The sequence below is a fragment of the Streptomyces sp. NPDC089919 genome (assembly GCF_040684615.1).
GTDB lineage: Bacteria > Actinomycetota > Actinomycetes > Streptomycetales > Streptomycetaceae > Streptomyces.
In genome coordinates this window covers 1-24886 of the sequence record NZ_JBFBGK010000048.1, presented here as the reverse complement: position 1 = coordinate 24886, position 24886 = coordinate 1, and the positions used below count along the sequence as shown (strand labels likewise).

Annotated in this window: 20 protein-coding genes; 14 read left to right on the top strand and 6 right to left on the bottom strand. The window is 73.3% G+C overall.

Annotated elements, in window-relative coordinates; genetic code table 11:
* Positions 1-4: 4 nt before the first annotated feature.
* From AB0O40_RS20220 to AB0O40_RS20205, 4 genes are all read left to right on the top strand, one after another.
* Positions 5-880, top strand: a complete 876-nt coding sequence (locus AB0O40_RS20220; protein WP_365043176.1) for a carbohydrate ABC transporter permease — start codon at positions 5-7, stop codon at positions 878-880.
* A 109-nt stretch (positions 881-989) separates the two neighbouring features.
* Entirely contained in the window at positions 990-2594 is a 1605-nt protein-coding gene (locus AB0O40_RS20215) for a glycoside hydrolase family 13 protein (protein ID WP_365043173.1), read from the top strand.
* Positions 2595-2743: 149 nt separating this feature from the next.
* Positions 2744-2980 carry a hypothetical protein gene (locus AB0O40_RS20210; protein ID WP_365043171.1) on the top strand — a complete coding sequence of 79 codons (237 nt, stop codon included), beginning with the start codon at positions 2744-2746 and terminating at the stop codon, positions 2978-2980.
* A gap of 90 nt (positions 2981-3070) precedes the next feature.
* Positions 3071-3586 carry a DUF2716 domain-containing protein gene (locus AB0O40_RS20205; RefSeq protein WP_365043270.1) on the top strand — a complete coding sequence of 172 codons (516 nt, stop codon included), beginning with the start codon at positions 3071-3073 and terminating at the stop codon, positions 3584-3586.
* 34 nt (positions 3587-3620) lie between these two features.
* Here AB0O40_RS20205 and AB0O40_RS20200 read toward each other — a convergent pair whose 3' ends face one another.
* Complete coding sequence (locus AB0O40_RS20200; RefSeq protein ID WP_365043168.1) at positions 3621-4565, bottom strand: helix-turn-helix domain-containing protein; 945 nt, start codon at positions 4563-4565, stop codon at positions 3621-3623.
* Between the two features lie 131 nt (positions 4566-4696).
* Here AB0O40_RS20200 and AB0O40_RS20195 point away from each other — a divergent pair, with 131 nt between their 5' ends.
* Positions 4697-5725, top strand: coding sequence for a saccharopine dehydrogenase NADP-binding domain-containing protein (locus tag AB0O40_RS20195; protein WP_365043165.1), 1029 nt, complete (start codon positions 4697-4699; stop codon positions 5723-5725).
* Positions 5726-5746: 21 nt separating this feature from the next.
* Here the strand turns inward: AB0O40_RS20195 and AB0O40_RS20190 are convergent, their stop codons facing one another.
* Positions 5747-6160, bottom strand: coding sequence for a MerR family transcriptional regulator (locus AB0O40_RS20190; RefSeq protein WP_365043162.1), 414 nt, complete (start codon positions 6158-6160; stop codon positions 5747-5749).
* A 90-nt stretch (positions 6161-6250) separates the two neighbouring features.
* Here AB0O40_RS20190 and AB0O40_RS20185 point away from each other — a divergent pair, with 90 nt between their 5' ends.
* Together AB0O40_RS20185 and AB0O40_RS20180 are read left to right on the top strand one after the other, a co-directional pair.
* A complete protein-coding gene (locus AB0O40_RS20185) occupies positions 6251-6916 on the top strand; it encodes a class II aldolase/adducin family protein (RefSeq protein ID WP_365043159.1) in 666 nt (221 codons plus the stop codon).
* The gene (locus tag AB0O40_RS20180; protein WP_365043156.1) at positions 6913-7302 is read left to right on the top strand and encodes a carboxymuconolactone decarboxylase family protein; all 390 of its coding nucleotides are present in this window, start codon (positions 6913-6915) and stop codon (positions 7300-7302) included. Before AB0O40_RS20185 ends, AB0O40_RS20180 begins: the two co-directional genes overlap by 4 nt.
* Here the strand turns inward: AB0O40_RS20180 and AB0O40_RS20175 are convergent.
* Entirely contained in the window at positions 7289-7714 is a 426-nt protein-coding gene (locus tag AB0O40_RS20175; protein ID WP_365043153.1) for a hypothetical protein, read from the bottom strand. The two genes, AB0O40_RS20180 and AB0O40_RS20175, sit on opposite strands and share 14 nt — an antisense overlap.
* Positions 7715-8087: 373 nt before the next feature.
* Here AB0O40_RS20175 and AB0O40_RS20170 point away from each other — a divergent pair, with 373 nt between their 5' ends.
* Positions 8088-9392, top strand: coding sequence for a phosphatase PAP2 family protein (locus tag AB0O40_RS20170; RefSeq protein ID WP_365043267.1), 1305 nt, complete (start codon positions 8088-8090; stop codon positions 9390-9392).
* A 50-nt stretch (positions 9393-9442) separates the two neighbouring features.
* Here AB0O40_RS20170 and AB0O40_RS20165 read toward each other — a convergent pair whose 3' ends face one another.
* A complete protein-coding gene (locus AB0O40_RS20165) occupies positions 9443-10876 on the bottom strand; it encodes a hypothetical protein (protein ID WP_365043150.1) in 1434 nt (477 codons plus the stop codon).
* A gap of 329 nt (positions 10877-11205) precedes the next feature.
* Here AB0O40_RS20165 and AB0O40_RS20160 point away from each other — a divergent pair, with 329 nt between their 5' ends.
* Entirely contained in the window at positions 11206-11961 is a 756-nt protein-coding gene (locus AB0O40_RS20160) for an NPP1 family protein (RefSeq protein WP_365043265.1), read from the top strand.
* 65 nt (positions 11962-12026) lie between these two features.
* Here AB0O40_RS20160 and AB0O40_RS20155 read toward each other — a convergent pair whose 3' ends face one another.
* Positions 12027-14795: a M4 family metallopeptidase gene (locus AB0O40_RS20155; protein ID WP_365043147.1), complete on the bottom strand. Its 2769-nt coding sequence runs from the start codon at positions 14793-14795 to the stop codon at positions 12027-12029.
* A gap of 134 nt (positions 14796-14929) precedes the next feature.
* Between AB0O40_RS20155 and AB0O40_RS20150 the strand changes: the two genes are divergently transcribed.
* From AB0O40_RS20150 to AB0O40_RS20130, 5 genes are all read left to right on the top strand, one after another.
* The gene (locus AB0O40_RS20150; protein ID WP_365043144.1) at positions 14930-15964 is read left to right on the top strand and encodes a hypothetical protein; all 1035 of its coding nucleotides are present in this window, start codon (positions 14930-14932) and stop codon (positions 15962-15964) included.
* Positions 15965-16192: 228 nt separating this feature from the next.
* A complete protein-coding gene (locus AB0O40_RS20145; protein ID WP_365043142.1) occupies positions 16193-16663 on the top strand; it encodes a hypothetical protein in 471 nt (156 codons plus the stop codon).
* 68 nt (positions 16664-16731) lie between these two features.
* A complete protein-coding gene (locus AB0O40_RS20140; protein ID WP_365043139.1) occupies positions 16732-17169 on the top strand; it encodes a hypothetical protein in 438 nt (145 codons plus the stop codon).
* 136 nt (positions 17170-17305) lie between these two features.
* Entirely contained in the window at positions 17306-17680 is a 375-nt protein-coding gene (locus tag AB0O40_RS20135; protein ID WP_365043136.1) for a hypothetical protein, read from the top strand.
* A 163-nt stretch (positions 17681-17843) separates the two neighbouring features.
* Complete coding sequence (locus tag AB0O40_RS20130) at positions 17844-18176, top strand: metalloregulator ArsR/SmtB family transcription factor (protein WP_365043133.1); 333 nt, start codon at positions 17844-17846, stop codon at positions 18174-18176.
* A gap of 74 nt (positions 18177-18250) precedes the next feature.
* On the opposite strand, the gene AB0O40_RS20125 is transcribed toward AB0O40_RS20130, so the two are convergent.
* Positions 18251-24571, bottom strand: coding sequence for an RHS repeat-associated core domain-containing protein (locus AB0O40_RS20125; RefSeq protein ID WP_365043130.1), 6321 nt, complete (start codon positions 24569-24571; stop codon positions 18251-18253).
* Positions 24572-24886: the final 315 nt, after the last annotated feature.

Here is a 24886-nt window from a genome sequence, read left to right as displayed (position 1 = left end):
CACCATGTCCACACGCACGCTCATCTCGCCGGCCGCCCTGGCCACCCGCCGCGGCAAGGCCCTGTACCGGACCGTCTTCGCGCTGGTCACCGGCGGCTTCACCCTGGTCTTCCTCGGGCCCCTGTACTGGCTGCTCTCCAGCGGGTTCAAGGACGCCCAGGAGGTGGTCCGCACCCCGCCGAGCCTGGTGCCCGGCTCCTTCACACCCGGGAACTACAGCCGGGCCTGGGAGGTCATGGACCTCTCCCACCTGCTGCTCAACACCCTCTTCTACGCCTTCGGCGCGCTCGCCTTCCAGCTGGTCCTGGACGTGGCCGCCGCCTACTCGCTCTCCAGGCTGCGCCCGGTCCTCGGCAAGGCGGTCCTCGGCATGATGCTGGCGACCCTCATGATCCCGGCGACCGTGCTGGTCGTACCGCAGTACCTGACCGTGCTGGACGTACCGCTCGTGCAGCGCAACCTGCTGAACACCCCCTGGGCGATCTGGCTGCCGTCCGTCACCAACGCCTTCAACATCTTCCTGCTCAAGCGGTTCTTCGACTCCATACCCGGGGAACTCCTCGACGCCGCCGCCATGGACGGCGCCGGCCCGCTGCGCATCCTGTGGTCGATCGTGCTGCCGGTCTCCCGGCCCATCCTGGGCGTGGTGTCGATCTTCGCCGTGGTCGGGGTCTGGAAGGACTTCCTCTGGCCGATGCTCACCTTGCCCGACCCGGCCAAGCAGACCCTGAACGTCGGCATCTACTCGCTCTCCAACGGCGTCCCGGTGAACGTCCTGATCGCCGCGCTGACCATCGCGGCGCTGCCGACGCTGCTGATCTTCCTGGTCTTCCAGCGCAACATCATGAGCGGTCTGACCGCCGGCGGCCTCAAGGGCTGACCGCCCGTCCCGCCGCCTCCCGCACCTTCGCCGCCGCCCCGTCCTCCACCCGCCCCGCCGCCCGCGGGGCGGCGGCGAAGCACTTCCTCCTGCCCGAAAGGACCCTCACGTGGCAGCCCCTCGACCGCCCCGCACCGACACCTGGTGGCGCGACGCCGTCATCTACCAGGTGTACCCCCGCAGCTTCGCCGACGGTGACGGCGACGGCACCGGCGACCTGGCCGGCGTCCGGGCCAGACTGCCCTACCTCGCCGAACTCGGCGTGGACGCGCTGTGGTTCACGCCCTGGTACGCCTCCCCGATGGTGGACGGCGGCTACGACGTGGCCGACTACCGGGCCGTCGACCCGGTCTTCGGCACCCTGGACGAGGCGGAGAAGCTGATCGCCGAGGCCGCCGCGCTGGGCATCCGGGTGATCGTCGACATCGTGCCCAACCACGTCTCCGACCGGCACCCGTGGTTCCGGGCCGCGCTGGCGGCCGGCCCCGGCAGCCCGGAGCGGGAGCGCTTCCACTTCCGGCCCGGCCGGGGCGAGCGGGGCGAACTGCCGCCCAACGACTGGCCCTCGCAGTTCGCCGGCAGCACCTGGACCCGGGTGCCGGACGGCGAGTGGTACCTGCACCTGTTCACCCCCGAGCAGCCGGACCTCAACTGGGAGCACCCGGAGGTCCGCCGGGAGCACGAGGACGTGCTGCGCTTCTGGTTCGAGCGGGGGGTGGCCGGCATCCGCGTCGACTCCGCGGCCCTGCTCGTCAAGGACCCGGCCCTGGCCGACTTCCGGGAGGGCGTCGACCCGCACCCCTACATCGACCAGGACGGCATCCACGAGGTCTACCGCGGCTGGCGGGCGGTGGCCGACGCGTACGGCGGGGTCTTCGTCGGCGAGGTCTGGCTGCCGGACGCCGAGCGGTTCGCCCGCTACCTGCGGCCCGACGAGCTGCACACCGCCTTCAACTTCGCCTTCCTGGCCTGCCCCTGGGAGGCGGACCGGCTGCGCCGGGCCGTCGAGGACACCCTCGCGGAGCTGGCCCCGGTCGGCGCCCCGGCCACCTGGGTGCTGTGCAACCACGACGTGACCCGTACCGTGACCCGCTACGGCCGCGCGGACACCGGCTTCGACTTCGCGGCCAAGGAGTTCGGCACCCCTACCGACCTCGCCCTCGGCACCCGGCGGGCCCGCGCGGCGGCCCTGCTCACCCTGGCGCTGCCCGGCTCCGTCTACGTCTACCAGGGCGAGGAGCTGGGCCTGCCCGAGGCGGAGGTACCGCTGGACCGGATCCAGGACCCGATGCACTTCCGCTCCGGCGGCACCGACCCCGGCCGGGACGGCTGCCGGGTCCCGCTGCCCTGGCAGGCGGCGGAGCCCTGGTGCGGCTTCGGTGCCGGAGCCGGGCCGTGGCTGCCGCAGCCCGAGGGCTGGTCCTCGTACGCCGTCGACGCCCAGAGCACCGACCCCGGCTCGATGCTCGCCCTGTACCGGGAGGCGCTGCTGGTGCGCCGCTGCGAGCCGGGCTTCGGCGACGGCCCGATGACGTGGCTGCCGGCCGCCGAGGGGGTGCTGGCCTTCCGGCGCACCCATGGGGTGAGCTGCGTGGTCAACCTCTCGGACGCGGCGGTGGCGCTGCCCGCGCACAGCCGGGTACTGCTGGCCAGCGGTCCGACGGCGGCCGACGGGACGCTGCCCCCGGACACCGCGGTGTGGCTGCAGGCCTGACGGCGGGCGGTGCGGGCCCGCGGGGCTGGTCAAAGGTACGGACCATCTGCGATGATCTTGGTGCCGCGCCCCGCGCAGGGCCTGTCTGTCTGTTGCGCGGGGTGCGTGTCGCCGGCCCTCCACCCCCCGCGGCGTGGAAGCGTTCGCGCATGACCGAAGGATCAGCACCCCACCTCTCCCGCGCCCGGATCACCGTCCTCGGCGTCCAGCCGGGCCAGCCGCCGTTCCGCATCGTGGAGCTCGACGGCGAGTACATCGGCAAGGCGACGTCCATGACGGACCTCCTGCTGCTGGCCGCCGACGCGGGGATCACGGTCCACGACCTCGACGACCTGGACGAGATCACCTGGGTGGGAGGAGGCAAGTTCGTCTGGACCCTGCACTGAGGCCGTGCGGCCGGGACGGATCCCCGACCGGCCGGTGCGGGGCGGCGCGTCCGCGGTCGCAGGACGGCCGGTCGGTAGGCTGCGCGGGTGATGAACGAACCCGTGGCCGCGCTCGGGGAGGCGGAGTACCACCGCGTGTGGGACCGGTTCTCCGCGGAGTTCGCCTTCCGCCCGAGCGTGTACGCGACGCAGTGGCCCGGCATCGAGGAACCCGAGGCCTCGCTCACCTGGAGCCTGGCCGCCCTGGACGACGACCCGGGCGACAAGCGGCTCGACCGGCTCGTCGAGGTGGTCCGGCAGGCGCTGCGCGACTGCGTCGCGCCCGGGGACACGCTGCTGGCGCTCGACTGGCAGCACGAATCCTTCCGCTTCGCGCCCCACCTCGCCGGGACCCCCGGCCGGCCGCGCTGGCCGCTGAGCGTGTACCCCGACGGCGACTACTACGCCTACCTCACCGAGGACTTCCGGACCGGCAGCTTCGGCCACCCCTGGGAAGGCACGCTGTGCCTGTTCGGCCCGCCGCTCCTCGAAGCGGCGGCGGTCCGCGTCGAGGAGATCCTGGGCCCGTCGGTCCGCCGCGCCGGCCGGCCCGTGTCGGGCCGGTGAACCGGGGCCCTGCGCCGGGCGGTTGCGGGGGCCGTCAGGGGGTGGGGGAGCGGAAGGTGCGGCGGTAGGTGTCCGGGGGGACGCCCACGGTGCGGTGGAAGTGGCGGCGCAGGGTGGTGGCGGTGCCCATGCCGGTGGCGGCGGCGATGGCGTCGACGGTGTCGTCGGTGGCCTCCAGCAGCTCCTGCGCGTGGCGGATCCGCTGTGTGTGCAGCCACGCCAGCGGCGTGGTGCCGGTGACCTGCCGGAAGTGCCGGGCCAGGTGACGGGAGCTCATGCCGGCCCGGCGGGCCAGGTCCTCCACGGTGAGCGGTTCGTCCAGCCGCCCGAGCACCCAGGGCAGCAGCTCGCCGAGCGGGTGGTTGCCCGGGGCGGGCACGGGAGTGGCGATGAACTGCGCCTGCCCGCCGTCCCGGTGCGGGGGGACCACCAGGCGGCGGGCGATCCTGTTGGCGTTGGCCGAGCCGTGGTCGAGGCGTACCAGGTGCAGGCACAGGTCCATGGCTGCGGCTTTGCCGGCCGAGGTCAGCACGTCGCCGTTGTCGACGTAGAGGACGTCCGGATCGACCGTGACCTGCGGGAAGCGCCGGGCCAGCGCGGCGGTGTGCGCCCAGTGGGTGGTGGCCCGCTTGCCGTCCAGCACGCCGGCGGCGGCGAGGACGAACGCCCCCGTGCAGAGCGAGACGATGCGGGCCCCCGCCCGGTGGGCCGCCCGTACCGCCTCGACCAGCTCGGCCGGCGGCTCCCGGTCGGTGTCCGCCCAGCCCGGCACGATGACCGTGTCGGCCCGCGCCAGGTGGTCGAGGCCGTGGTCCGGCTCCAGGAGGAAGCGGTCGACCCGGACGGCGCGCGGTCCGCAGACCGCGAACCGGTACCAGGGGTCCACGACGTGCGTCAGGTCCGAGCCGAAGACCTCGACGGCCAGGGAGAGCTCCAGGTGGAGCATGCCGTCGGTGACGGCCAGCGCGACGGAGTGCATGTCGGAAACTGTACGGGTCATGTCGTTCCGGACACTCGTGCGGGGTCCCCTCCGCCGGTGAGGATGAGCGGGACGGAGCGCGGCGGCCCACCGGGGACGCCGCGCGACATGCGAGTGCAGGGGAGCGGGTCATGGGATCGGGACAGCAGATCGCGGTGTTCGGTGCGTACGGACACACCGGGCGGTTCGTCGTCGCGGAGCTGGTCGAGCGCGGGTACCAGCCGGTCCTGTCCGGCCGCGACGCCGGCAAGCTGGCCGGCCTGGCGGCGGAGACGGGCCTGGAGGACAGGGCCGCCTCGGTGGACGAACCGGACCTGCTCGACCGGGCACTGGCCGGCTGCGCGGCCGTGATCAACTGCGCCGGGCCCTTCGCCTCGACGACCGCACCCGTCATCGAGGCGGCCCTGCGCGCCGGGATCCCGTACCTGGACGTGGCCGCCGAACTGGAGGCCAACCTGGACACCTTCGCGCACTTCGCCGACCGGGCCCGGGAGGCGAAGGCCGTGATCGTGCCGGCCATGGCCTTCTTCGGCGGTCTCGGCGACCTGCTGGCCACCGCGGCGATGGGCGACTGGACCCGGGCCGACTCCGTCCACATCGCCTACGGCCTGAGCGACTGGCACCCCACCGCCGGTACCCGCCGCTCCGGCGCGGTCTCGCGGGAGCGGCGCGGCGACGTCCGCATGCGGTACACCGGCGGGCAGTGGGAGTACCGCACGGACGCCCCGCCCACGCTCGACTGGTCCTTCCCGGAGCCGCTGGGAGTCCGGCCGGTGATCGGTGAGTTCACGATGGCCGACGTGGTGACCGTGCCGACGCACCTGTCCGTCCCCGACGTGACGACGTACATGACCACCGAGGCGGTCCGGGACATCGCCACGCCGGACACGCCGGCGCCGGCCGCCGCCGACGACCGCGGGCGCTCCGAACAGACCTTCGTCGTGGACGCCGTGGTCCGCTCGGGCGGGACCGAGCGTCGGGCGACCGCCCGGGGCCGGGACATCTACGCCGTCACCGCGCCCCTGGTCGTGGAGGCCCTCGACCGGGTCCTGTCCGGCCGTACCCGGGCCGTCGGCGTCACCGCCGCCGGCGCGGTCTTCGAGGCGGTGGACTTCCTCCGGGCGCTGGCCCCGCACATCACCGTGCAGGTCTCGTGCTGAACGGCGCGGGCGCGGTGTCCGTCAGTCGGACGCCGGCCGCCAACCGGTCATCTCCTCGCGGAACTTGGGGCAGTTCACGATGTCCGGTTCGCTGCACTTGAGAGCGTGGGCCATCAGTTCCTGGGCGCGGGTGAGGGCCGTGCGGCGCTCCTCGATCTCGGCGATCTTGGCGCGGATCATGGCCGCGCGCCGGGGCCGCTCCTCCTGGAGCTCGCGGATCTCGTTCAGAGTCAGGCCGGCCTGCTGGCAGGTGCGCAGGACCGTGATGCGGTCCGCGGCCTCCGGGGGATAGCGGCGCTGGCCGCTGCGCCGCTCGGGTACGGGCAGCAGGCCGTGCCGCTCCCAGAAGCGGATGGCCGAGGCGGGCACGCCGGTGATCTCGGCGAGCCGGCCGATCGTGATGCGCACCGTCGTGCCCTCCCCTGTGCGCGGCATTTGACTTGAACCTTACTTCAAGTTCCACAGTGGTGGTCATCGGGGCGGCGGTGAACGAACCGCCGCCACAACCCACTTGGAGGTACCGCCATGCATGACGCACACGCACCCGAGGACCGGGCCGGGCAGCTGGTCGCGGCCGCGGCGCAGCTCTTCGCCGCCGGCGTGATGTCCCACTCGGGGCACGCCAACCTGAGCGCCCGGCTGGACGGCGAGCGGATGCTGCTGACGCCCGGCTTCGTCCGCGGCCTGCGCCCCGGGGACCTGGCGACCGTCGGCTTCGACGGCCGGGTCCTGGCCGGCGCGCTGCAGTCGGTCAGCGCCGAGATCATCGCCATGCACAGCGCCGTCTACCGGGCCCGCCCCGGCGTGGGTGCGGTCATCCACACCCACTCGCCCGCCGCGACCGCCTTCGCCGTGGCCCACCGGCCGCTGCCCTGCCGTACCGAGCCGATGCTGCGCTTCGGCCAGGCCGAGGAGGTACCGGTGGTCCCGTGGGGGCCGCGCGGCTCGGACGTGTCGGTACGCGGCATCGCCGCAGTGCTGGAGCAGCGGCCCACCACGGCCGCCGTCCTGCTGGCCAACCACGGCCTGCTGGTCTTCGGCCCGGACGCGGCGGCCACCGCGCACCTGGTGGTGGCGGTCGAGGAGAGCGCCGAGGCCGAGATCGCGGCCGCGGCGATCGGCGGGGCCGTGGACTTCCCGCCGGGCGCCCAGGAGGCGGTGCGCGCCGCGATCGCCCGGAGCGCGTCGTGACCGAGGACGTGCGCGAGCGCTACCGCGCCACCCTCGGCACCGTGCCCGCGGGCGTGCAGGAACGCCTCCGCCTGGCCGAGCGGTACGACCGGCTGCCGACCGAGGAGGCGCTGGCGGCCCTGCGCCACATCGTGCTCACCGCGAACCCCCTCGGCGCCCGGGTCCAGCAACTCGTCCACTTCGGCCAGCTGCTGGCCCTCGGCCGCCCGGAACCGGCCCGCATCCACGCCCGCGGCGCCCTCCACGCCGGCGCCACCCTCCCCGACCTCATAGGCGTCGCCGAAACCGCCCTCATCACCACCGGCGTCCCCGCCTACGCCCTCGGCACCGAAATCATCGCGGAACTCGCCCCGGGCGAGGCCGTGCCGGAGGTCAGCGCGCGGTGAGCGGGGCCGCCGTGAGGGTCACCACCGGGTGGTAGGGGTGGTCGGGGCGGGCTGGGGAGGTGGTGAGGCGGAGGGTGGGCTCCGTGGGGTGGATGGAGAGTCCGCGGAGGGCGTGGTCGTGGATGAAGCCGAGGTCGGGGGCGGTCTCGGGGCCCTGGGGCAGCCAGGCCAGGACGCGGGCGGCGTGGTCGGCGGACAGGAGGACTTCGCCGTGTTCGAGCAGGGCGGTGAGGGCTCCGGCCGGGAGGGACAGGTGGGTCCACCAGGCGGTGAGGGTGGCGCCGCCGACGAGGGTGCGGCCGTCCTCGGCGGGGCGCTGTTCGCCGGTGTGCCGCCGGGCCAGGTACTCCTCGCTCAGCCGCACCGGTTCCGCCTTCGCCGCGAACCGCGTGCCCGTGCCGTCCCCGACCATCTGCCGCCGCCTCTCCGTCCGGCGCCCCGCGCGGGGCCCGGCGGCCAGCGTCACCCGCGGCCGTGGACTCCCGCTCGACCAGTGGCGGAGCCCGACGAGGAGTCCGAGCAGCAGCCCGGGGTAGAAGCCGAGGGCAGACGCCGGGCCGAGCCCGGGACGGAAACCGCGACATGACCCGCGGTCGGTCCGGGAGCAGGCCGCCGCCCGCCTGCCGACCTGCCGGTACGCCGCTGATAGCGTGCCGAGAGGCACACCAGAGTGAACACCCACGGACACATCGGTCGAACAATTGATACCCACCGCATCACGGGACGGCGGCTCCCGGCTGAGCCGCACCCTCGCAGCCGCCGCGCGACGTGAACCACGGACGTACCTGTGGGCCGCCGTCGCCCTGGCGACGCTCGGCTTCCTCGTCGTCATGGAGATCGCTGCCCGCCGACTCACCGGCCAGCCCGGTCCGCTGACCGTCCAGGCGAGAGAGGTGGTCCTCCCTCCCAAGCCGGGCCCGCTCTACGCCGGTATGGCGCTGATGATGGTGGTGCTCACCTGGCGGCAGCGGTTCATCGCCCTGGGCGCCGCGGTCGGCATCGACCTGGTCTTCGTCCTCGGCCGCTGGGCGGCCGGCGTGCAGGTCACCGAGGGGCGCTACTTCGGCAACGGCGCGCTGTGGGTGATGCTGGGCTGCGCGGTCATCGCGCTCACCCGCCGCACCGGCCGGGAGCGCAGCCTGCTCCTCAAGGGCGTCGGCCTGGGCCTGCTTCTGGTGGCCGGCCGCAAGACCGGCGAGACCTGGCTGCTGATCACCTCCAAGACCCGCCCCACCGTGCTCGACCAGTACGTGGCCACCGCCGACCACGCCCTGGGCAACCCGTCCTGGGTGATGGGGCGGCTGGTCCGGGCGAGCGGGCCGGTCGGCACGCACCTCCTGGACTCGGTCTACAACCAGCTGGCGATCGCCGCGGTGGTCTTCTCGCTCTACCAGCTGCGGCACGTGGCCGCCCGGCGCCGCTTCCCGCGCCACCACCTGGTGCGCACCTTCCTGGTGATCGGTCTCCTGGGACCCGGCATCTACATGCTCTTCCCGGTGGTCGGACCGGTCTTCGCGTACGGGCCCGGCGCCAGCGGCACCGGGGGCCTGCACTGGGCGGTGGCCGACCTGTGGCCGGACGTGGCCAGCCCGCTGCTGCCGCCGCACGCCATGCCCTACGACGACCTGACCCCGCGCAACTGCATGCCCAGCCTGCACACCGCCTGGGCCACGGCGATCTTCATCCACTCCCGCCGGGCGCCCCGGGCGCTGCGGTGGGCGGGGACGTTCTGGCTGGTGGCGACGCTGTCCGCGACCCTGGGCTTCGGCTACCACTACGGCGCGGACCTGCTGGCCGGGGTGGTCTTCACCCTCACCGTCGAGACCGCGCTGCGCGCCCTGGACCGGGGCTGGGACCGGGCGGGCGTCCTGCTGGTCGGCTACGGCGCGACGGTCTTCGCGCTGCTGCTGACCTCGTACCGGTTCCTCGCCACGGAACTGGCCGCGCACCCCTGGGCGTACGGGCCGCTGCTGGTCCTCTTGATGGCGTCCGTGATCCATGGCTACGTACGCACCACCCGGCGCTGGGAGGCCGAGCCGGTGGAGGCCCCGGTGCCGGCCGAACACTCCGAACCGGTACCCGCTGCCTGACGGCACGCGAAGGGGGCCGCGGACTTCTGTCCGCGGCCCCCTTTCGCGTGTCAGGCGGTCAGTCTGCCGTGGCCCTCGGCCAGGGGCCATTCGCGGTGCAGCGAGCCCAGCGGGATCCGCTTGGTGAAGAGCGGGGTGCCGAAGACGGAGAGCTGCAACCGGAGGGTGCCGGCGAGGTCGAAGCCGCCGTGCAGGGCCCAGGAGCCGGTCACCGAGGCGCCGCCGCCGGTGTCCGCGTCGGCGCGGGCCTCGGCCTCGGCGCGCAGGTACGGGGCGAAGTCCGCGGTCAGCCCGACCATGCCGTACAGGCCGACGGAGGCCTCGGCGCCGAGGGCCGTCGAGGCCCGGCCGGCTGCGGTGACGGTGGCCTTCACGGGGGTGCTGGTCACCTTCGAGTCGGAGACCGGGGTCCAGCCCGTGCCGCGTGCGTAGCGTCCTCCGACCCGGAAGTCGCCCTGGACGTCCTGGCGTACGTCCAGGGTGATGCGGCCGTCGGCGCCGACCTGGAGGTAGAGGGTCAGGTCCAGGTTGACGACCACCGGTACCGGTCCGATCTGGATCACCGGATCGGCGTGCAGCCTGGCGAAGGGGATCCGCTGGGTGCCCTTGGCCGCGGCCCGGCCCTTGAGCGCCCACTGGGCCGACCAGTCGCCGCTCATGCCGAGGAAGGCGGTGCCGGGCAGGGCCTTGCCGGCCCCGGTCGGGGACGTCCCCTCGTAGGCGAACTCCACCTCGGGGGACAGCTCGACGAAGCCGTCGAGCGAGGCCGCGGCGGAGAGCGGGGCGTCCTCGGCCGTGGCGATCGAGGTGCCGACGTCGACCCGGAGCCGGCCGGCGTCCACCGTGGCGCCGTGCGGTCCGACGTGGACGCCGCCCGGCTTGCTCCAGGAGAACGAGACCCCCGCCGTCAGGGGTTCGACGGCCAGGGCCGAGGGGTCCACGGCCACCTTGCCCTCGGCGGTGTCGTCGGCGAGGACGGCGCTGAGCGGCGCGGGCCGGGTGGTGACCTCGGCCCGGTCGCCGCTGCTCCGGACGATCCCGGTGACCTCGGCGAGCAGGCCCTGGGGGGCACCGGGCGCGGGCGGGCTGGCGATGACGTCGCCCACGCGCAGGGGTGCCTCGTGACCGGTCCCGGCGGAGGGGCCGGGGGCCGGGGCGGGGGAGCGGTGGCCGGTGGCTATGACGGCGTGCCGGGTCCGCTTGTCGTAGGAGGCCACCGTGAGCGTGGAGCGCCGGGCGGACGCGCCGTCGGCGGCGGGCCGCGCCACGGCCGAGGGGGTGGCCTGCGGGGCGGCGGCCACCTCGAGCCGCCGGGGCCGGTCGGCCGCCGCCGGGGCGGCCGCGGCCGGGGCGTCGGCGACGGCGATGGTGGTCGTGGTGGCGGGCCGTGCCGTGGCGTCGGTCCCGCCGGCCGAACAGCCGCTGGCCGCCAGGGCGAGCGCGGTCAGGGCGGGTACCAGGACGCGCCTGGTGGGATTGCGCACGGGGGTGTCCTCCGGCGTCGAGCGATGAGGGGGTGGCTGCCGCGACGATCCCTACTCGGGAGTAACGGCAGCCGAATCATGACATGAAGGCGTCAAGCTCACCGAATCGACGAATCGTCAAAGTCACTGCAAACTTGGACAGTTGAGGATTCGATCACCTGGGGCCGCGCCGGTCGTTCTCGGTCACGTCCGCCCCGCGGGGTGTGCCGGGGCGCCGGGCGGGGCACGTCCCGGCTGCCCCACCCGTATCCCGAGAGCAGGTGACCGTGCTCGATCCGTCCCCGAGCGACCCCCCGGGCCCGCGCGCCGGTACCCGTGCCCGCCGCGGCCTGCGCCTCACGTCGGTGCTGGCCGCCGCGGCCCTGGCCGTGCTGGTCCCGGCCGCCACCGCGCACGCCGACCCGCCGCACAACCTCCCGCAGAACGCCGACGGTTGGGAACAGAGCTTCTCCCCGGCCTACGACTACGACGGCGACGGCTGCTATGCCACTCCCGCGATAGGCCCCGACGGGACGCTCGCCCCCGGCCTCAACACCAGCGGAGCGGTCAACGGCAGCTGCCGGGACCGCTCCGACCTCGACAACTCTCAGACCTACGCCCGCGCGAAGTGCAACAACGGCTGGTGCGCGATCGTGTACGCCAGCTATTTCGAGAAGGACCAGGCCGTCGCGGGCAGCGGACTGGGCGGCCACCGGCACGACTTCGAGCACGTGGTGTCCTGGGTGGAGGTGGCCTCGAACCAGGTGCAGTACGTCTCCACCACTCAGCACAGCACCGTCAAGACCTACCCGCGCTCGCAGGTCCGCTTCGACGGCACGCACCCCAAGGCCGTCTACCACAAGGACGGTGCGGGCACCCACTTCTTCCGGCTGGCCAACGGCAACGACGAACCGCCGGAGAACCACTACCACACCTGGCGCTACCCGCCCCTGGTCGGCTGGAACGGCTGGCCCTCGACCTGGCTGCGGGACCGGCTGATGGCCGCGGACTTCGGCGCCGCCACCATCAAGATCACGGACAGCCGCTTCCCGGCCCTCCTCAACTCCGCCAAGCCCGCCGGGATCCCCTTCGACCCCTGGGGCTGACCGGCCCGAACGCACAAGGGGGCCAGGGCCGTTCGGCCCTGGCCCTCCTCATGACGCGGTTCCGGTCAGCAGCGGCCCGCCGGCCGGGCCCGGGTCACCAGATCGGTGTGGCCCGTGGTGCCGTCCAGCCAGACGGTCCGCCGGCCGGTGTCGGCCGCCAGGCCCAGCTGCTCGCCGCGGTTGCAGGAGATCCGCTGCAGGCCCCGGCCGTCCGCGTCGGTCTGGACGACCTTCGGGAGCTTGTCGTTGGCCCACCGCGGCCCCGACTGCGGGCCGGTGTCCGGCTTCCAGTACTGGAGGCTGACCGCCGTGTCGGTGGCGTCCAGGTTCCAGAAGTGCGCCGCCGGGTCCTGCTCGCCGATCAGGTCCGTCCGGCCGGTGCCGTCCAGGTCGGCCCGGCGCAGCAGCATCCGGTTGTCGTCCGGGATGTCGTCCACCAGCCAGTAGACGTGCCGGCCCGTGACCACCGGCGAGGCCAGCCCGTTGAAGCCGCCCTTCGGCGCCACCAGCACCTTGCGCCCGGTCCGCACGTCCGCGATCTCCACGCTGATCTGCTGGTACCCCTCGGCATCGGTGTACAGCTTGGCGTAGGCCAGCTTGGAGCCGCTGAGCGTGGGCAGCGCGGTGGCGACCGCGTGGCTGCCGCCGTCGACGTACACCGGCTCCCGGTCACCCGGCCGCAGGTACCCGACCCGCTGCTGTCCGTTGGGCGACACCTCCTGGAAGGCGATCACCCCGCCGGAGACCCGGACGTTGCCGATCGCCGCCGGCTCCGACCACACCGTCCGCACCGGACCGCCGGCCAGCGGACGGGACAGCACCGAGACGCCGTCCGGTCCGTACGCGGCCCACGCCACGGTCTTGCCGTCGGTGTCCGGATACACGTGCGCCCGGCCGTCGTTGGGGCTGATCCGCTTGACGCCGCCGGTCCCGTCGGTGCGGCCCGCGGAGACCGAGTACGCCTCCTGGCCCGACTCGTCCGAGGAGGAGGACGCCCACCAGCCGCCGCCCGCCCCCGGGTTGGTGCCGGTGGTGTTCACGTCGCCCAGCAGGCGGTCGGTGTCCACGCCCAGGGCCTTCTCCCAGCCCGGCACGATGCCGTGGGCGTCGAAGGCCCGGACCACCGCGCGCCGCCCCGCCGCGCTCACCTTCAGGTCCCGGGCCGCGGCGAGCACCGCCGCCCGCCCCTGGGTGAACCCGTCGAGCGGGGTGAGGTACCGGGTCAGCGCCCGGTAGACGATCCGGTCCGCGAGCCGGGCGCCCAGGTCCTCGCGGACGTCCCACAGGGCTCCGGAGAAGATGGTCGAGTTCAGGTGCACGCCGCCGTCGTCGGTGCCGTACGTCGCCCCGAGGAAGTCCTTCGCGGTGGTGCGCCCGTCGTTGAGGTCGCGCAGGGCGCACTCGCGCGGCCCGCGGGTGCGGCACAGGTCCTCGCCGAGCAGGCCCGCGTCCGGGTCGCTCATCGGGGTGCCGGAGACGGTGACGTCGATGGCGTTGCCGAAGTAGTCGGCCACCGCCTCGTTGAGCGCCCCGGACTGGCCGACGTAGACCAGGCCCGCGGTGTGCTCGACCACGCCGTGCGTCATCTCGTGGCCCACCACGTCCAGGTCCGCGGAGAGCGGCCGGAACTCGTCGTCACCGGTGCCGTACACCATCTTGGTGCCGTCCCAGAAGGCGTTGACGTACGGCAGGCCGTACTGGTCGCGCACGCCCACCAGCGAGTTGATCGGACCGCCGGCGCCGTCGAGGCTGTCGCGCCCGAACTTGCTGCGGTAGTAGTCGTAGACCTGGCCGGCCGCCCAGTGCGCGTCCACCGCACCGGAGTCGGTCGCGGCCTTCCCGAACTCCTTCGTGGCGGAGGCCACCGGCGCGATGCCGCTCGGCCAGGTGCCCGCGACCTCGTCCACGCGCTTGCCGCTCGCGTCGTAGGTGGTGAGCGGGCTCTTGCTGGTCGACCAGGTGCGGCCGTAGTCCGTCAGGGAGTAACCGGTCTTCTCGCGGTGCACGTTGAGGGCGGTCCGCGCGCCACCGAGCCGGGTGCCGGAGCCGACGGTGACCGGTGCGGCCTCGATCCGCTGGACGGCCGAGTACGTCAGCACCGGGAAGCCGGAGCGGGCGTCGAGGTAGACCTCCTGGCGCACCGGATCGCCGGTGGCCGGGTCGCTGCCGGTGACCGTGACGTGGCGGGTCAGTACCCCCTTCCCCTGCGGCAGGACGACCAGCCCGCGCGCGGTGGCCGACAGCCGGGCCGTCAGCGGCCCCCGGGCCCGGGCCCGGTCGGCGCCGGTGCGCGCCGGGGCCAGCTTCTGCCGGGCCAGCTGCTCGCGCACGGCGGCCACCGCCCGCTCACCGGCCAGGGCGGCGGTCACGGCCGGCCGGGTGTCCACGGTCAGACCGGTGAAGTACCGGCCGGAGGTGCCGGTCACGACCCGGCGGCCGTCCCGGTCCGCCATCCGCACCAGGTACTCGCCGCCCAGCACCGGCACCCCGCGGTGCCGTTGGCGCAGCCGTACCGTCTCCTCGGCGCCCTCCCGCACGGTCGCGGCGGCCGTCAGGTCCCGCCGCGGCTCCGGGATGGCGTACCGCCCCCGATGGGCGGCGAGGTGCCCGAGGGCGGCCTCGGCCGCCGTCCCCCGGGCCGGGGCCGCCTCGGCGATCCCCTCGACCAGGGCCGGGGTGGCGGTGCCCGTGCCGGGCACCACCTCGACGGCCGGCGCCGCCGGGGCGGCCGTGGCGGTGGCGGGCAGAAGGCCGGACAACAGGGCCGCCGCGCCGAGGAGCGCGGCGGCACCGGATATCCGGGCCGTCGTAGCGGATGTGGTGGACCTGCTCACAGGTGCGTTCCCCTCCGTGTCGTCGGATCGCTGCCATGCAACGCGTTGCACCGATGTGGATCAAGGAATAAGCGCTGGTCACAACTGTGGGAGCACACTTGTGGGCAGAATGCGCGGATGCCGAGAATCCCCTCATGACCACGAACAGCACATTGGGGGAACTCGGTCCGGGGGCCGATGCGGAGCGGGTGTACCGGGCCCTGGCGCGCCGCGGCGAGGCGGACGCGGACCGGCTGAGCGCCGAACTGGCGATGTCGCGCGAGGAGTTCGACCGGAACCTGGCGCTCCTGAGGGAGTACGGATTCGTCTCCGGCGACCTGCCGGCCACCGGCGCACCGGGGGAGGGCGGTCCGGGGGGACTGCCCCGGCCACTGCCGGCGGGCCCGGCGATCCGCGCCCTGGCGCACCGCCGGTCCGCCGAACTGCACCGGCGGGCCGAGGAGCTGGAACGCATCCGGATGACCGCGGATGAGCTGGCCCTGCGGCTCGGGCCCGACGCCCCGGGCGGCGGCGAGGGAGCCGGGTGGGAGACCGTCGGCGGGCGGGACCGGATCGTGCACCGGGTGGCCGGGCTGCTCGCGGAGGCCCGCCACGAGGTCGCCTTCCTGGACCGCCCGCCGTACGCCATGCCCGACCGGCCCGAGGAGTACCTGCCCGGGCACGGCCTGGACGGACTGCTCGCCCGCGGGGTGTCGGTCCGCATCGTGGTGGGCCAGGAGGCACTGGACCGGCCGGGCCGGTGGGAGGTGCTGGCCCCGCTGATGGCCGCGGGGGTGCGGATCCGGGCGGCCGCCGCCGTGCCGACCAAGCTGCTGGTCGTGGACGGGCGGACCGCGCTGCTGCCGCCCACCGGGGACGCGGACCCGACCAGTTCGGCGCTGCTGGTCTCCGAGGGGCTGCTGGCCCCGGCGATGGTCGGGCTGTTCGAGGCGGTCTGGCAGGGCGCGCTGCCCTTCGGCGGCCCGGAGGGACCGGCGGGCACCGTGCCCGAGGGCGGCCGCGCGCTGCTCGGGCTGATGGCCGGGGGCCTCAAGGACGAGGCCATCGCCCGCCAGCTCGGGGTCCACGTGCACACCGCCCGCCGCCGCATCAACGCCCTGCTCGGCGAACTGGGCGCCAGCACCCGCTTCCAGGCCGGCGCCCGGGCGGCCCTGCGCGGCTGGCTCTGAGACACGCGCGACGGGAGGCGCGGACCGGCCTCCTCGGCCGGTACGGGACCGGCGCCGGCCGGACGAGGAGGCCGGTCAGCCGCGTCATCGGGCCCCGCCCCGCCCGTCGGGGAGGCGATCCGGCGGAATCGGCGTAGCGTCGGTACCGGAGAGGTACCCGCCGGACGCCGGGACCCGTACCGACCGGTACGGATGCCAGGGCGCGCCGGGCCGAGCGAGGAGGACCGCGTGGACCGTGCAGCTACCGGACGCCCCCGCGGCCGGGCCCGCCGGCGGACCGCACTGGTGGCGGTCCTGACCGCCACCGCGCTCCTGCCGTTCCTGGGGCCGGCGGCCGCTGCACCCAGAACCTCCCCCGTGGGCCGGACCGTGATCGTCGACTGCTTCACCAAACCGCAGGTGCGCCCCGGAGACTTCCTCCTCGCCTGCGGCGACGGCAACAACCGGCTGACCGGACTGCACTGGACCAGCTGGGGGCCCCAGGAGGCGGTCGCCCGCGGCACCGACATGGCCAACGACTGCCGGCCCTACTGCGCGGCCGGCACCTTCCGCTCGTACCCGGTCACCGTGACGCTCAGCCGCCCCGAGCCCTGGCCCGGCCACCCCGGCGTCCAGCACTTCACCCGGCTGCGGATGGTCTTCACCGGCACCTCCCCGGACCCGCTGCCGGCGGCCATCACCTACGAGCTCTGGGACTGAACCGGGCAGGGCGGGGGAGCGCCGGCGTTCGCCCCCCGCGGGCGCCGGTGGCGCCGTATCCTGGCGCAATGGAACGGGCCGAGATCATCAAGCGCGTCATCGGCATCCTCACCGAGGCCCAGGAGATCCGCCGGGCGGCGGAGGCCGGCGAGGACGACGAGCCCGGCGCGCCGGACTCCTCGGTCGCCACCGAGATGCTGAACGAAATGCTCCCCTCGATCCGGGTCCCGGCCGACGCGGCCCCGCAGGAGGTCGCCCACCTGCTGGCGGCGGCGCTCGGACCCGCGCTGCAGACCATGGTCGCCGGCTTCAGCCTGGCCTTCAGCAGCCTGGCGGCCGCGCACGACGGCGGCCAGGACGACGTCAGCTCCGCCGAGGTGCTGCGCACCCTCGCGCTCCAGGTGGAGGCGGGGTACTTCGACGCACGGGGCGGCGACGAGGACGACGACGAGGACGACGGGTACGACGGTCACGCAGGGAACGACCAGGACGGCGACGGCGTCTGACGGGTCGTCCCCACCCGGTACGGCGATCGGATCCGGCCGATTCCGGAGTTCCGGCCACCACGCGCCGATCCGCCGGTAGCGTCCCCTCACGGAAGATCCGGTGCCGACGACGGCACGCACAGTGGGGAGGACGGCCATGGCCAATGTGGAAGTGTCGCTCAAGGAAGCGATGACCGCGATCGAGGGCGCGCTGGGGGTGGCGCTCGTGGACTACACCAGCGGCATGGCCCTGGGCACCCTCGGCGGCGGCAAGGAACTCGACCTGACGGTCGCCGCGGCCGGCAACACGGACGTGATCCGCGCCAAGGTCCGCACGATGGAGATGCTGGGGCTCCAGGACGACCTGGAGGACATCCTGATCACCCTGGGCACCCAGTACCACCTGATCAGGCTGCTGCGCAGCCGCACCGGCAGCGGGCTGTTCCTCTACCTGGTGCTGGACAAGCAGAACTCCAACCTGGCCATGGCCCGGCACCGGCTCCGCCGGATCGAGGCCGACCTCGAGGTCTAGCCATGCCCGTGAGTTGAAGACATCTTCAACTCGGCACATCCGAAACCGGTCAACTGCGTGCGTGGGCGGGCCGGTCGGACGCGACGATGGAAACCGGAGGCCGCGCCGGCGCAGGGTGTGCGGGCGTGGCGACGGTCCGAGGAGCAGCAGGAGTCCCGTGGGTATGCAGGTGCCGCTGTACCAGGCGAAGGCCGAGTTCTTCCGGATGCTCGGCCACCCGGTGCGCATCCGCGTCCTGGAACTCCTCCAGGACGGACCGATGCCGGTCCGGGACCTGCTGGCCCGGATCGACGTCGAGCCGTCCAACCTCTCCCAACAGCTCGCCGTGCTGCGCCGCTCGGGCATCGTGGTCTCCACCCGCGAGGGCTCCACGGTCACCTACGCGCTGGCCGGCGGGGACGTGGCCGACCTGCTGCGCGCCGCCCGCCGCATCCTCACCGAGATGCTGGCCGGCCGCAACGAACTCCTGGCGGAACTCCAGCAGCCGCAGGCGTAGCCCCCCGACCGGGCGCCTCCGCCCGCCCGCCGCTGGAACCGGCGGGCGGGCGGAAGCGGTTCACCATCCGGTGATCAGCAGCCGCTGACGCATTTGCCGCTCACCCAGGTGCGGTCGACCCTTCGCCAGGCCAGACCGGGGGCGGAGTCCAGACCGGTCGTGCTGGCCATGGAGTCCTGGGCGATCAGACGCGGTTCCATCCCCCTGCGGTACTGGAACACTTCCATGTCCGGATAGGCGTCACCCTCCCGCCTGATCCGGACGTCCGTCTTCGTGGCCTCGACGGTGAGACGGTTGTCCACGGCGAAGAGCCGCAGCCGGCTGTTGACGCCGTGGATGCCGATGTCCAACTTCTCCGGTGACACGCTGTTGTCCGAATAAGGCAGTTTGGTGTGCAGATTGACGACGTTGTATCCCAGGAGCGTGTCGCTGGACTGTGCGTCCACCTCGATCGGACGGGCCGGGATCGTTTCGCCGGGGACCTGGGTGGGGTGGTCGTAGTCCGGAACGGGATTCCGGCCCGCCTGCCGCCACGGGTACTTCACGCTCGGGGGCGTCTGCGACTCCGCGACGGTGAAGGTGCACTGCCCCGTTGAGGTGTCCCAGAAAAGCGTCATCCGGTACGGCGCGTTGGGATTCTTCGAGACCCCGCGGTTGTCGCCGACCAGCATGCCGAGGGCGGCATCGGGCGTGTGGATGTAGAAGCGGACCATGATGATGCCGCGGTCCTCGCCCGCCCCCACGGAGAACGACACTCGCTGGGCGAGGGGCGAGTAATCTCCGAAGGCCTCCTCCAAGGCCTCGTCCACGTAGTCCTCGACCGGGTCCGGGTCGGGGGTGTCGTCCTTCGGCTTGTCTCCGTCGCAGGCGTCCTTGTTCTTCGTGCAGTAGTCCCGCAGGTCCGGGTCGTACAGGCCCGTCGGGTCGCTGGAGGCCAGCGGGTTGTTGTGGGCGTAGGCGTAGCCGTTGATCTGCTGGGTGTCGCTGAGGTCCATCACCGGGTCGGCGGAGACGAAGCGGCCGGTGGCCGGGTCGTACTCGCGGGCGCCGAGGTGGGTCAGGCCGGTGGACGCGTCCCGGGTGCCGCCGACGAAGCCCCGGTCGCCGGTCCAGCCGGTGGGCTGCTGGCCCCGGGCCGCACCGAAGGGCGTGGTGCGCCGCTTGGTGACGGCGTGGGTGGCGGAGTCGACCTGGATCGTGCCGGTGCCGTGGTGGTCCGACAGGACGAAGGACAGCTTCGCCCCGGTGCGGACCGCGACCGTGGATCCGTTGTGGCTGTAGTAGCGGGTACCGACCAGCGTGGTGTTGTCCGGCTTGAGCAGCAGCTCGGTGCCGCCGGGCAGGGTCAGCGTGGTGCCCGAGGCGTCCTTGCGGATCAGCCGTTGGCCCTCGCTGTCGTACAGGTAGGACGTGGTCTTCGTGCCTTCGGTGACCTTGGCGAGGTGGCCCTCCTTGTCCCAGTCGAGCTTCTGGTCGCCCGCGGGCAGCTGCCGCCGGACGGTGTTGCCGGTGTCGTCGTAGGTGTAGTTCTCGGTCTTGCCGTCGTCCGGGCCGCCGGTGGTGGTGACGGACGGCAGCCGGCTGCCGGTGACCGGCGTGCCGTAGCTGCGGGTGACGTCGGTGGCCGGACCGCCCGGGGCCTTGTGCTGGACCTCGGACCTGCGGTTGCCGATGGCGTCGTAGGTGTACGAGGTCCAGTACGCGTCCGGACCGCCGACGGTGGTGCCGGACGGGGCGGCGGCGCAGCCGTCGGTGGCGGTCCAGGCCTCGGTGATGCGGCGCAGCCCGTCGGTGCCGAAGCACTGGGTGTCGGTGCTCAGCTGGGCGTCCTGGCCGGAGGCGGTCGTCACCTTGGTGATGTTGCCGGCCGGGTCGAAGCCGTACCGGGTGTCGTCCAGCCGCTGGGGAGCGGTCTCGCGGTCGGTGACCGTGCGGGTGAGGTTGCCGGTGTGCTGGTCGTACTCGTTGCTCTGCCAGACCTTCTTGCCGACCTCGCCCAGCTCGGTGCGCAGCACGCGCCCGTAGTGGTCGTAGGTGGTGGCGCCGGCGAGCATGGCGCCGCCCACGGTCGTGGCGAAGGGCAGGCCGTCGGCGTCGTAGCGGGTCCCGACCCGCTCCTTGGGCAGGCCGCCGACCGCGGGCTCGTCGGAGTACTCCGGCTTGCCCGTGTTGGCGTTGAAGCCGGCCGTCCACTTGTAGACGCCGGCCAGCGCGCCCTCGGTGGCCGGGACGGTGAGCTGGGAGGCGGTGGCCTGGTAGCGGTTGTTGTACCAGGTCACCTCGGAGACGTAGGCCTGCCCGTTGACGTAGTGCTTGGCCGCGGTCTGCTTGCCCTTCGCGATGGTGTCGAAGACGTACTCGGTGGTCAGGACGCCGTTGACCTTGACCGCGACCTTGCGGCCCAGGGCGTCGTAGTCGGTGTGGTGGACGGTGCCCAGGGCGTTCTTCGTGTCGGTCTCGCGGTCACCGATGTCGTACGTGAGGGTGGTGGTGCCGGTGTCCGGGTCGGTCACGGAGGTCTTGCGGCCGCGGACGTCGTAGCCGTACGTCCAGTTCCGGCCCGCCGCGTCGGTCACCTTGGCGAGGCGGCCCAGCCGGTCGTAGCCGTAGCGGGTGGACTGGTAGGCGGTGCGCGCGGCGTTCGTGTACTCGCGGGTCTCGACGGTGCGGCCCTGGTTGTCGGTGAGGGTGGTCCGGGCGGTGCCGCCCTTGGGCGGGATCACGGTGGTCCGGTCGCCCTCGTCGACGGTGGTGGTGCGGCTCTGCTCGTCACCGAACTTCTTGGAGATGACGGCGGTGGTGCGGCCGGCGCCGTCGTACTGGGTCTCGGTCGAGGCGGGGTAGCTCAGCTCCGCTCCCGTGACCAGCACGTCGGAGGGGGCTCCGGTGGCGTAGAACTTGCCGGAGTTCTTCCAGTTCTGGCCCAGCGTGTTGAAGAAGGACTCGGTGACCAGCCGGCCGCCGCCCGGGGACGGCTCCTGGATCTGCCGGCTGCGCAGCAGCCCGTCCATGAACTCGTACTTCGTGAGGTAGCCGCCGTTCTCCGACAGCGTGCTGGAGGTGACGACGACGGGGCCGTCGGTGCGGACCAGGTAGCTGTACGAGAGGTGCGGGCTGTCCGGGTAGGTGGCGGCCGCGCGGCCCGGCAGCCAGACCTTGGTGACCCGGCCCAGGGCGTCGTACTGGGTGGTGGAGACCTTCTTGTTGAGGTCCTCCTGGACGACCGGCAGGGCGCGCAGCGGGTCGAAGGTGGTGGTGGCGACGAAGTCGAGCGGGTCGGTCACCACCGTCTTCGTGGCGACCTCGCCTGTGGGAGGCGTGTACGCGGTGCGGGTGCTCTTGCCGTAGGGGTCGGTGACGGCGGTCTGGCGGCCGTACAGGTCGTACGCGGTGCTGCCCTTGGCCGAGTAGCCGTTGCCGTCGGGGTTGATCACCTCGGTGCGGGTGACGTCGCCCTGGGTGGGGGCGTCACCGAAGGCCCCGCCGTCGTAGACGTTGCGGGTGTCGGAGATGACGTCGGCCGGGCGGCTGACGGCGGCCTCGCAGCCGACCGCCACCGTCTCGACCCGGGCGACCTTGTCCATCAGGTTCAGGCCGGTGTTGCGGGCGTAGTCGGTGCGGGTGCACTTCTCGTCGCCGGTCTTGGACTCGTCCCCGGAGTCGGTGGACGTTGCCTCCATGCCGACGTCGTCGAAGGTGCGGGTGGTCGAGGCCTTGCGTTCCCCGGTGGCCGTCCTGACCCGGGTGGTCTCCTTCTCGACCCCGCCGAACCGGGCCTCCAGGGCGGGCAGCCCGTCACGCTGCCGGGTCGCGGTGACCCCGGAGCGCCAGGGCACGTTGGAGCTGGCCTTGACCCAGGGGCCGCCGTCGCCGTCGTACTCGACGCTCTCGCGGACCTGGCCGGCGAACTCGGGACGGTCGGTGACGGTGGCCCCGGTGGAGTCGGCCACCTCCGCGCCGTCGATGCCTCGGAAGTAGCGGGATTCGGCCAGGCTGCGGCGGTCGAGGCCGTCGCCCTTGCGGACCTGGACGCGTCCGTAGCCGCGGAACTCGCTGTAGGTGCGGTCGTCCGCTTTGGTGAACTCGTCGTCGCTCTTGGCCCAGGCAGCGCCGTCGAGGAAGCTGTAGCGGGTCACCACGTCCGGGGTCTCGGCGAGGTTGTCGCCCTCGTCGACCTCGGTGACCAGGTACTTGTTGAACCAGTCCAGCTTGGCGGTCTCGCCCTCGAAGGCCCACTTGACCGGGTAGCAGGTGGTGGTGTTCGTCGCGTCGGCCGGCGGGAGGGTGGTGGCGGTGCAGCCGGGGGCGGAGTAGGTGATGCCGATGCTGCCGCCGGTGTCGGTGTCGATCTGGTAGACGCGGTAGCGGATGAAGGGCGCGAGGCCGTCACCGGTCTTGTCGACCCGGTTGGCGAGCTGCTGGCCCAGGAAGGTCACCTTGGGCAGGGTGATGCTGCCGTTGGTGCGGCCGGTGCGCTGGATGGTGGAGAGCCACAGCGGGCGGGCGGTGCCGTCGCCGGTGGGCGGGAAGGTCTGCTCCAGCGCCCAGGAGTCCACGTCCTTGTACGTGCCGCCGGTGAGCACCTTGGAGGTGATGGTGGTCAGGCGCTTCTTCGACCAGAAGGTCGGGCTGTACTGGCCCTCGCACTTCGTGGCGCCGTCGGCGCAGTTGCGGTCGACGGGCACGTCGGGCCAGTTGTCGGAGTGGTCCTTGTCGAAGAGGGTGCAGTCGGCCGTGCAGCGGTCGGCGACGTCGAACTTCACCTGGGCCATCGCCGGGGCGGAGTACACCGTGTCCTTGCGCAGCCCGTAGTCGACGTGGTCGAGCCAGCCGCCGCGGGTGTACGGGGTGGGGGTGCCCTTGTCGGCGCTGGCGACGGCGCCGCGGTCGTAGTTGTTGGTCTCGGCGTTCCAGTAGTAGGCCTGCGCGTTGCCGTGCGGGTCGACCACGTGGTCGAGCTGCCAGCGCCAGGCCTGCTGGCACCAGCCGGCGGCGAAGGAGGCCTTGTAGCAGGGCTCGCCGGAGTGGTTGCCGTAGACCGGGACCGTCCAGGCGGACTGGGTCGCGGGCTTGCCGGCGGTCCAGCCGGGGAGGTGGTTGAGGCCGAAGAAGTACTGGGTGCCGTCGGTCGCGGTGACCTTCCAGTACTCGCCGTCGTCGTCGCCGTTGGAGGCGCCGGTCAGCTTCTCGATCCGGTCGCCGTTGTCGGACTGGGCGTGCCAGCCCTTGCCCTGCTCGTAGGCGAGTTCGGTGGTGCGGCCGCCGAGGCTGAGGGTGGCGTTGTCGGTGAACCAGCACTGGTCACCGGACTTCTCCTTGTTGGTGCCGCCGGTCATGTCGTCGTTGCAGGAGCGGTAGCGGCGCTCGATGAAGCCGGGCTCCATGGACCAGCCGTCGCCGACCCAGCCGGGCTGGTTGTTGGAGGCGGAGGTACGGCCGTCCACGCTCTGCGAGGAGTAGCCGAGCGACAGCTTCGGGGCGGCGCCGGCGGGGACGGCGGGGAAGGCGAGCGGGTAGGTCCAGTTGAACCCGCCCGAGGAACTGCCGGCGCTCCAGGAGCCGGAGGCCTGGAGGGAGGTGGCCTTGTAGTCGCCGTTGGCGCCGGAGCTGCCGGCCTCGGCGGCCAGGACCGTCGCGGCGTCGGCGGCCAGGAGCGCGCGGGCCGGCGCGGAGCCGGCCGCCGCCGCGGGTACCGGGGCGGTGGCGGTCAGGGTGCCCGTCTTGATGTCGTTGACCGTGGGCAGCGGGGTGCGGACCCGGCAGCGCGGTGCGGCCGGGGTGGTCAGGGCGCAGGCCGGCAGCTGGACCAGGCGCAGCCGGGCGGCCCAGTCGGGGCCGTAGGAGGCGCGCAGGGCCGCGTAGTCGACGCGGACCGTGGCACGGCCCGGGGCGCTCGCGGTGCCGGCCATGCTGAAGAGCAGCCCCTGGACCCCGGAACGCCGGGCGGCGCCCCGGTCCGCGAGGGTCACCTGCACGCGCCGGTCGGCGGCCCGTCCGGCCGGTGCGTGGGGCGCTCGGGCGGCGAGCGAGACGAGGGTGACGGGGAAGGACCGCGGGGTCCGGCCCGGGCCGGGGGCCAGCTCCGCGGAGTCCTGTTCCGCCGGAAGACCCCTCGAGGCCGGCTTGTGCGAGGCGGCCTCCTTGGCCAGGGCGAGGGCCGTCTGGTCCGGCCTGCTCAGAGCGGGGCTGTGGCCGTTCTTGACCGGACTGACGGCGATCGCCGAGGGCTGGGGGAGCCGCGGGAGCTCCCAGCCCGAGGGGGCCGCGGCCGCGGCGCCCGCCGGAGCGAGCCCGGCGATCGCCAGTGCGGAGGCGAGGACGGGCCGGACGGCCCAGTTCAGTGGTCTGCGTGGCCCCGGCGAGCCGCCCGCGGCGCGTCGTTCGAACCAGCTCAATTCAACTCCCAGGCAGTAACGGGTGGATGAGGCCGGGGAGGCTAACACCGAAATCGCAACCACAGATGAGTCCACACAACTGGAGTTGAATCACTCCGCTTCGGTGCAGGTCGAAAGCCCAACGCCCCTGCCGTGAGCGGTGGTTATGGTCTGCCGGACATCGCCGTCCACCCAGAACATCGCCGTCCACGAAGGAGCAGAAGGTGTCCGCCTCACGAGAAAGACCGTCCTTGCCTGCGGGAGGTGGAGACGACCCGGCCCATCAGTTCGGCGGGGACGACGGCCTGCCGCAGGGAGGGGGCGAGCACCATCGTG

Excerpts from the sequence above, each read along its gene's own strand:
- AB0O40_RS20195 (WP_365043165.1), top strand. The coding sequence starts at position 4,697 with ATGGGATCGGGACAGCAGATCGCGGTGTTCGGTGCGTACGGACACACC.
- AB0O40_RS20205 (WP_365043270.1), top strand. The coding sequence starts at position 3,071 with ATGAACGAACCCGTGGCCGCGCTCGGGGAGGCGGAGTACCACCGCGTG.
- AB0O40_RS20140 (WP_365043139.1), top strand. The coding sequence starts at position 16,732 with ATGGAACGGGCCGAGATCATCAAGCGCGTCATCGGCATCCTCACCGAG.
- AB0O40_RS20220 (WP_365043176.1), top strand. The coding sequence starts at position 5 with ATGTCCACACGCACGCTCATCTCGCCGGCCGCCCTGGCCACCCGCCGC.
- AB0O40_RS20175 (WP_365043153.1), bottom strand. The coding sequence starts at position 7,714 with ATGGTCGGGGACGGCACGGGCACGCGGTTCGCGGCGAAGGCGGAACCG.
- AB0O40_RS20130 (WP_365043133.1), top strand. The coding sequence starts at position 17,844 with ATGCAGGTGCCGCTGTACCAGGCGAAGGCCGAGTTCTTCCGGATGCTC.
- AB0O40_RS20200 (WP_365043168.1), bottom strand. The coding sequence starts at position 4,565 with ATGCACTCCGTCGCGCTGGCCGTCACCGACGGCATGCTCCACCTGGAG.
- AB0O40_RS20185 (WP_365043159.1), top strand. The coding sequence starts at position 6,251 with ATGCATGACGCACACGCACCCGAGGACCGGGCCGGGCAGCTGGTCGCG.
- AB0O40_RS20135 (WP_365043136.1), top strand. The coding sequence starts at position 17,306 with ATGGCCAATGTGGAAGTGTCGCTCAAGGAAGCGATGACCGCGATCGAG.
- AB0O40_RS20210 (WP_365043171.1), top strand. The coding sequence starts at position 2,744 with ATGACCGAAGGATCAGCACCCCACCTCTCCCGCGCCCGGATCACCGTC.
- AB0O40_RS20190 (WP_365043162.1), bottom strand. The coding sequence starts at position 6,160 with ATGCCGCGCACAGGGGAGGGCACGACGGTGCGCATCACGATCGGCCGG.
- AB0O40_RS20150 (WP_365043144.1), top strand. The coding sequence starts at position 14,930 with ATGACCACGAACAGCACATTGGGGGAACTCGGTCCGGGGGCCGATGCG.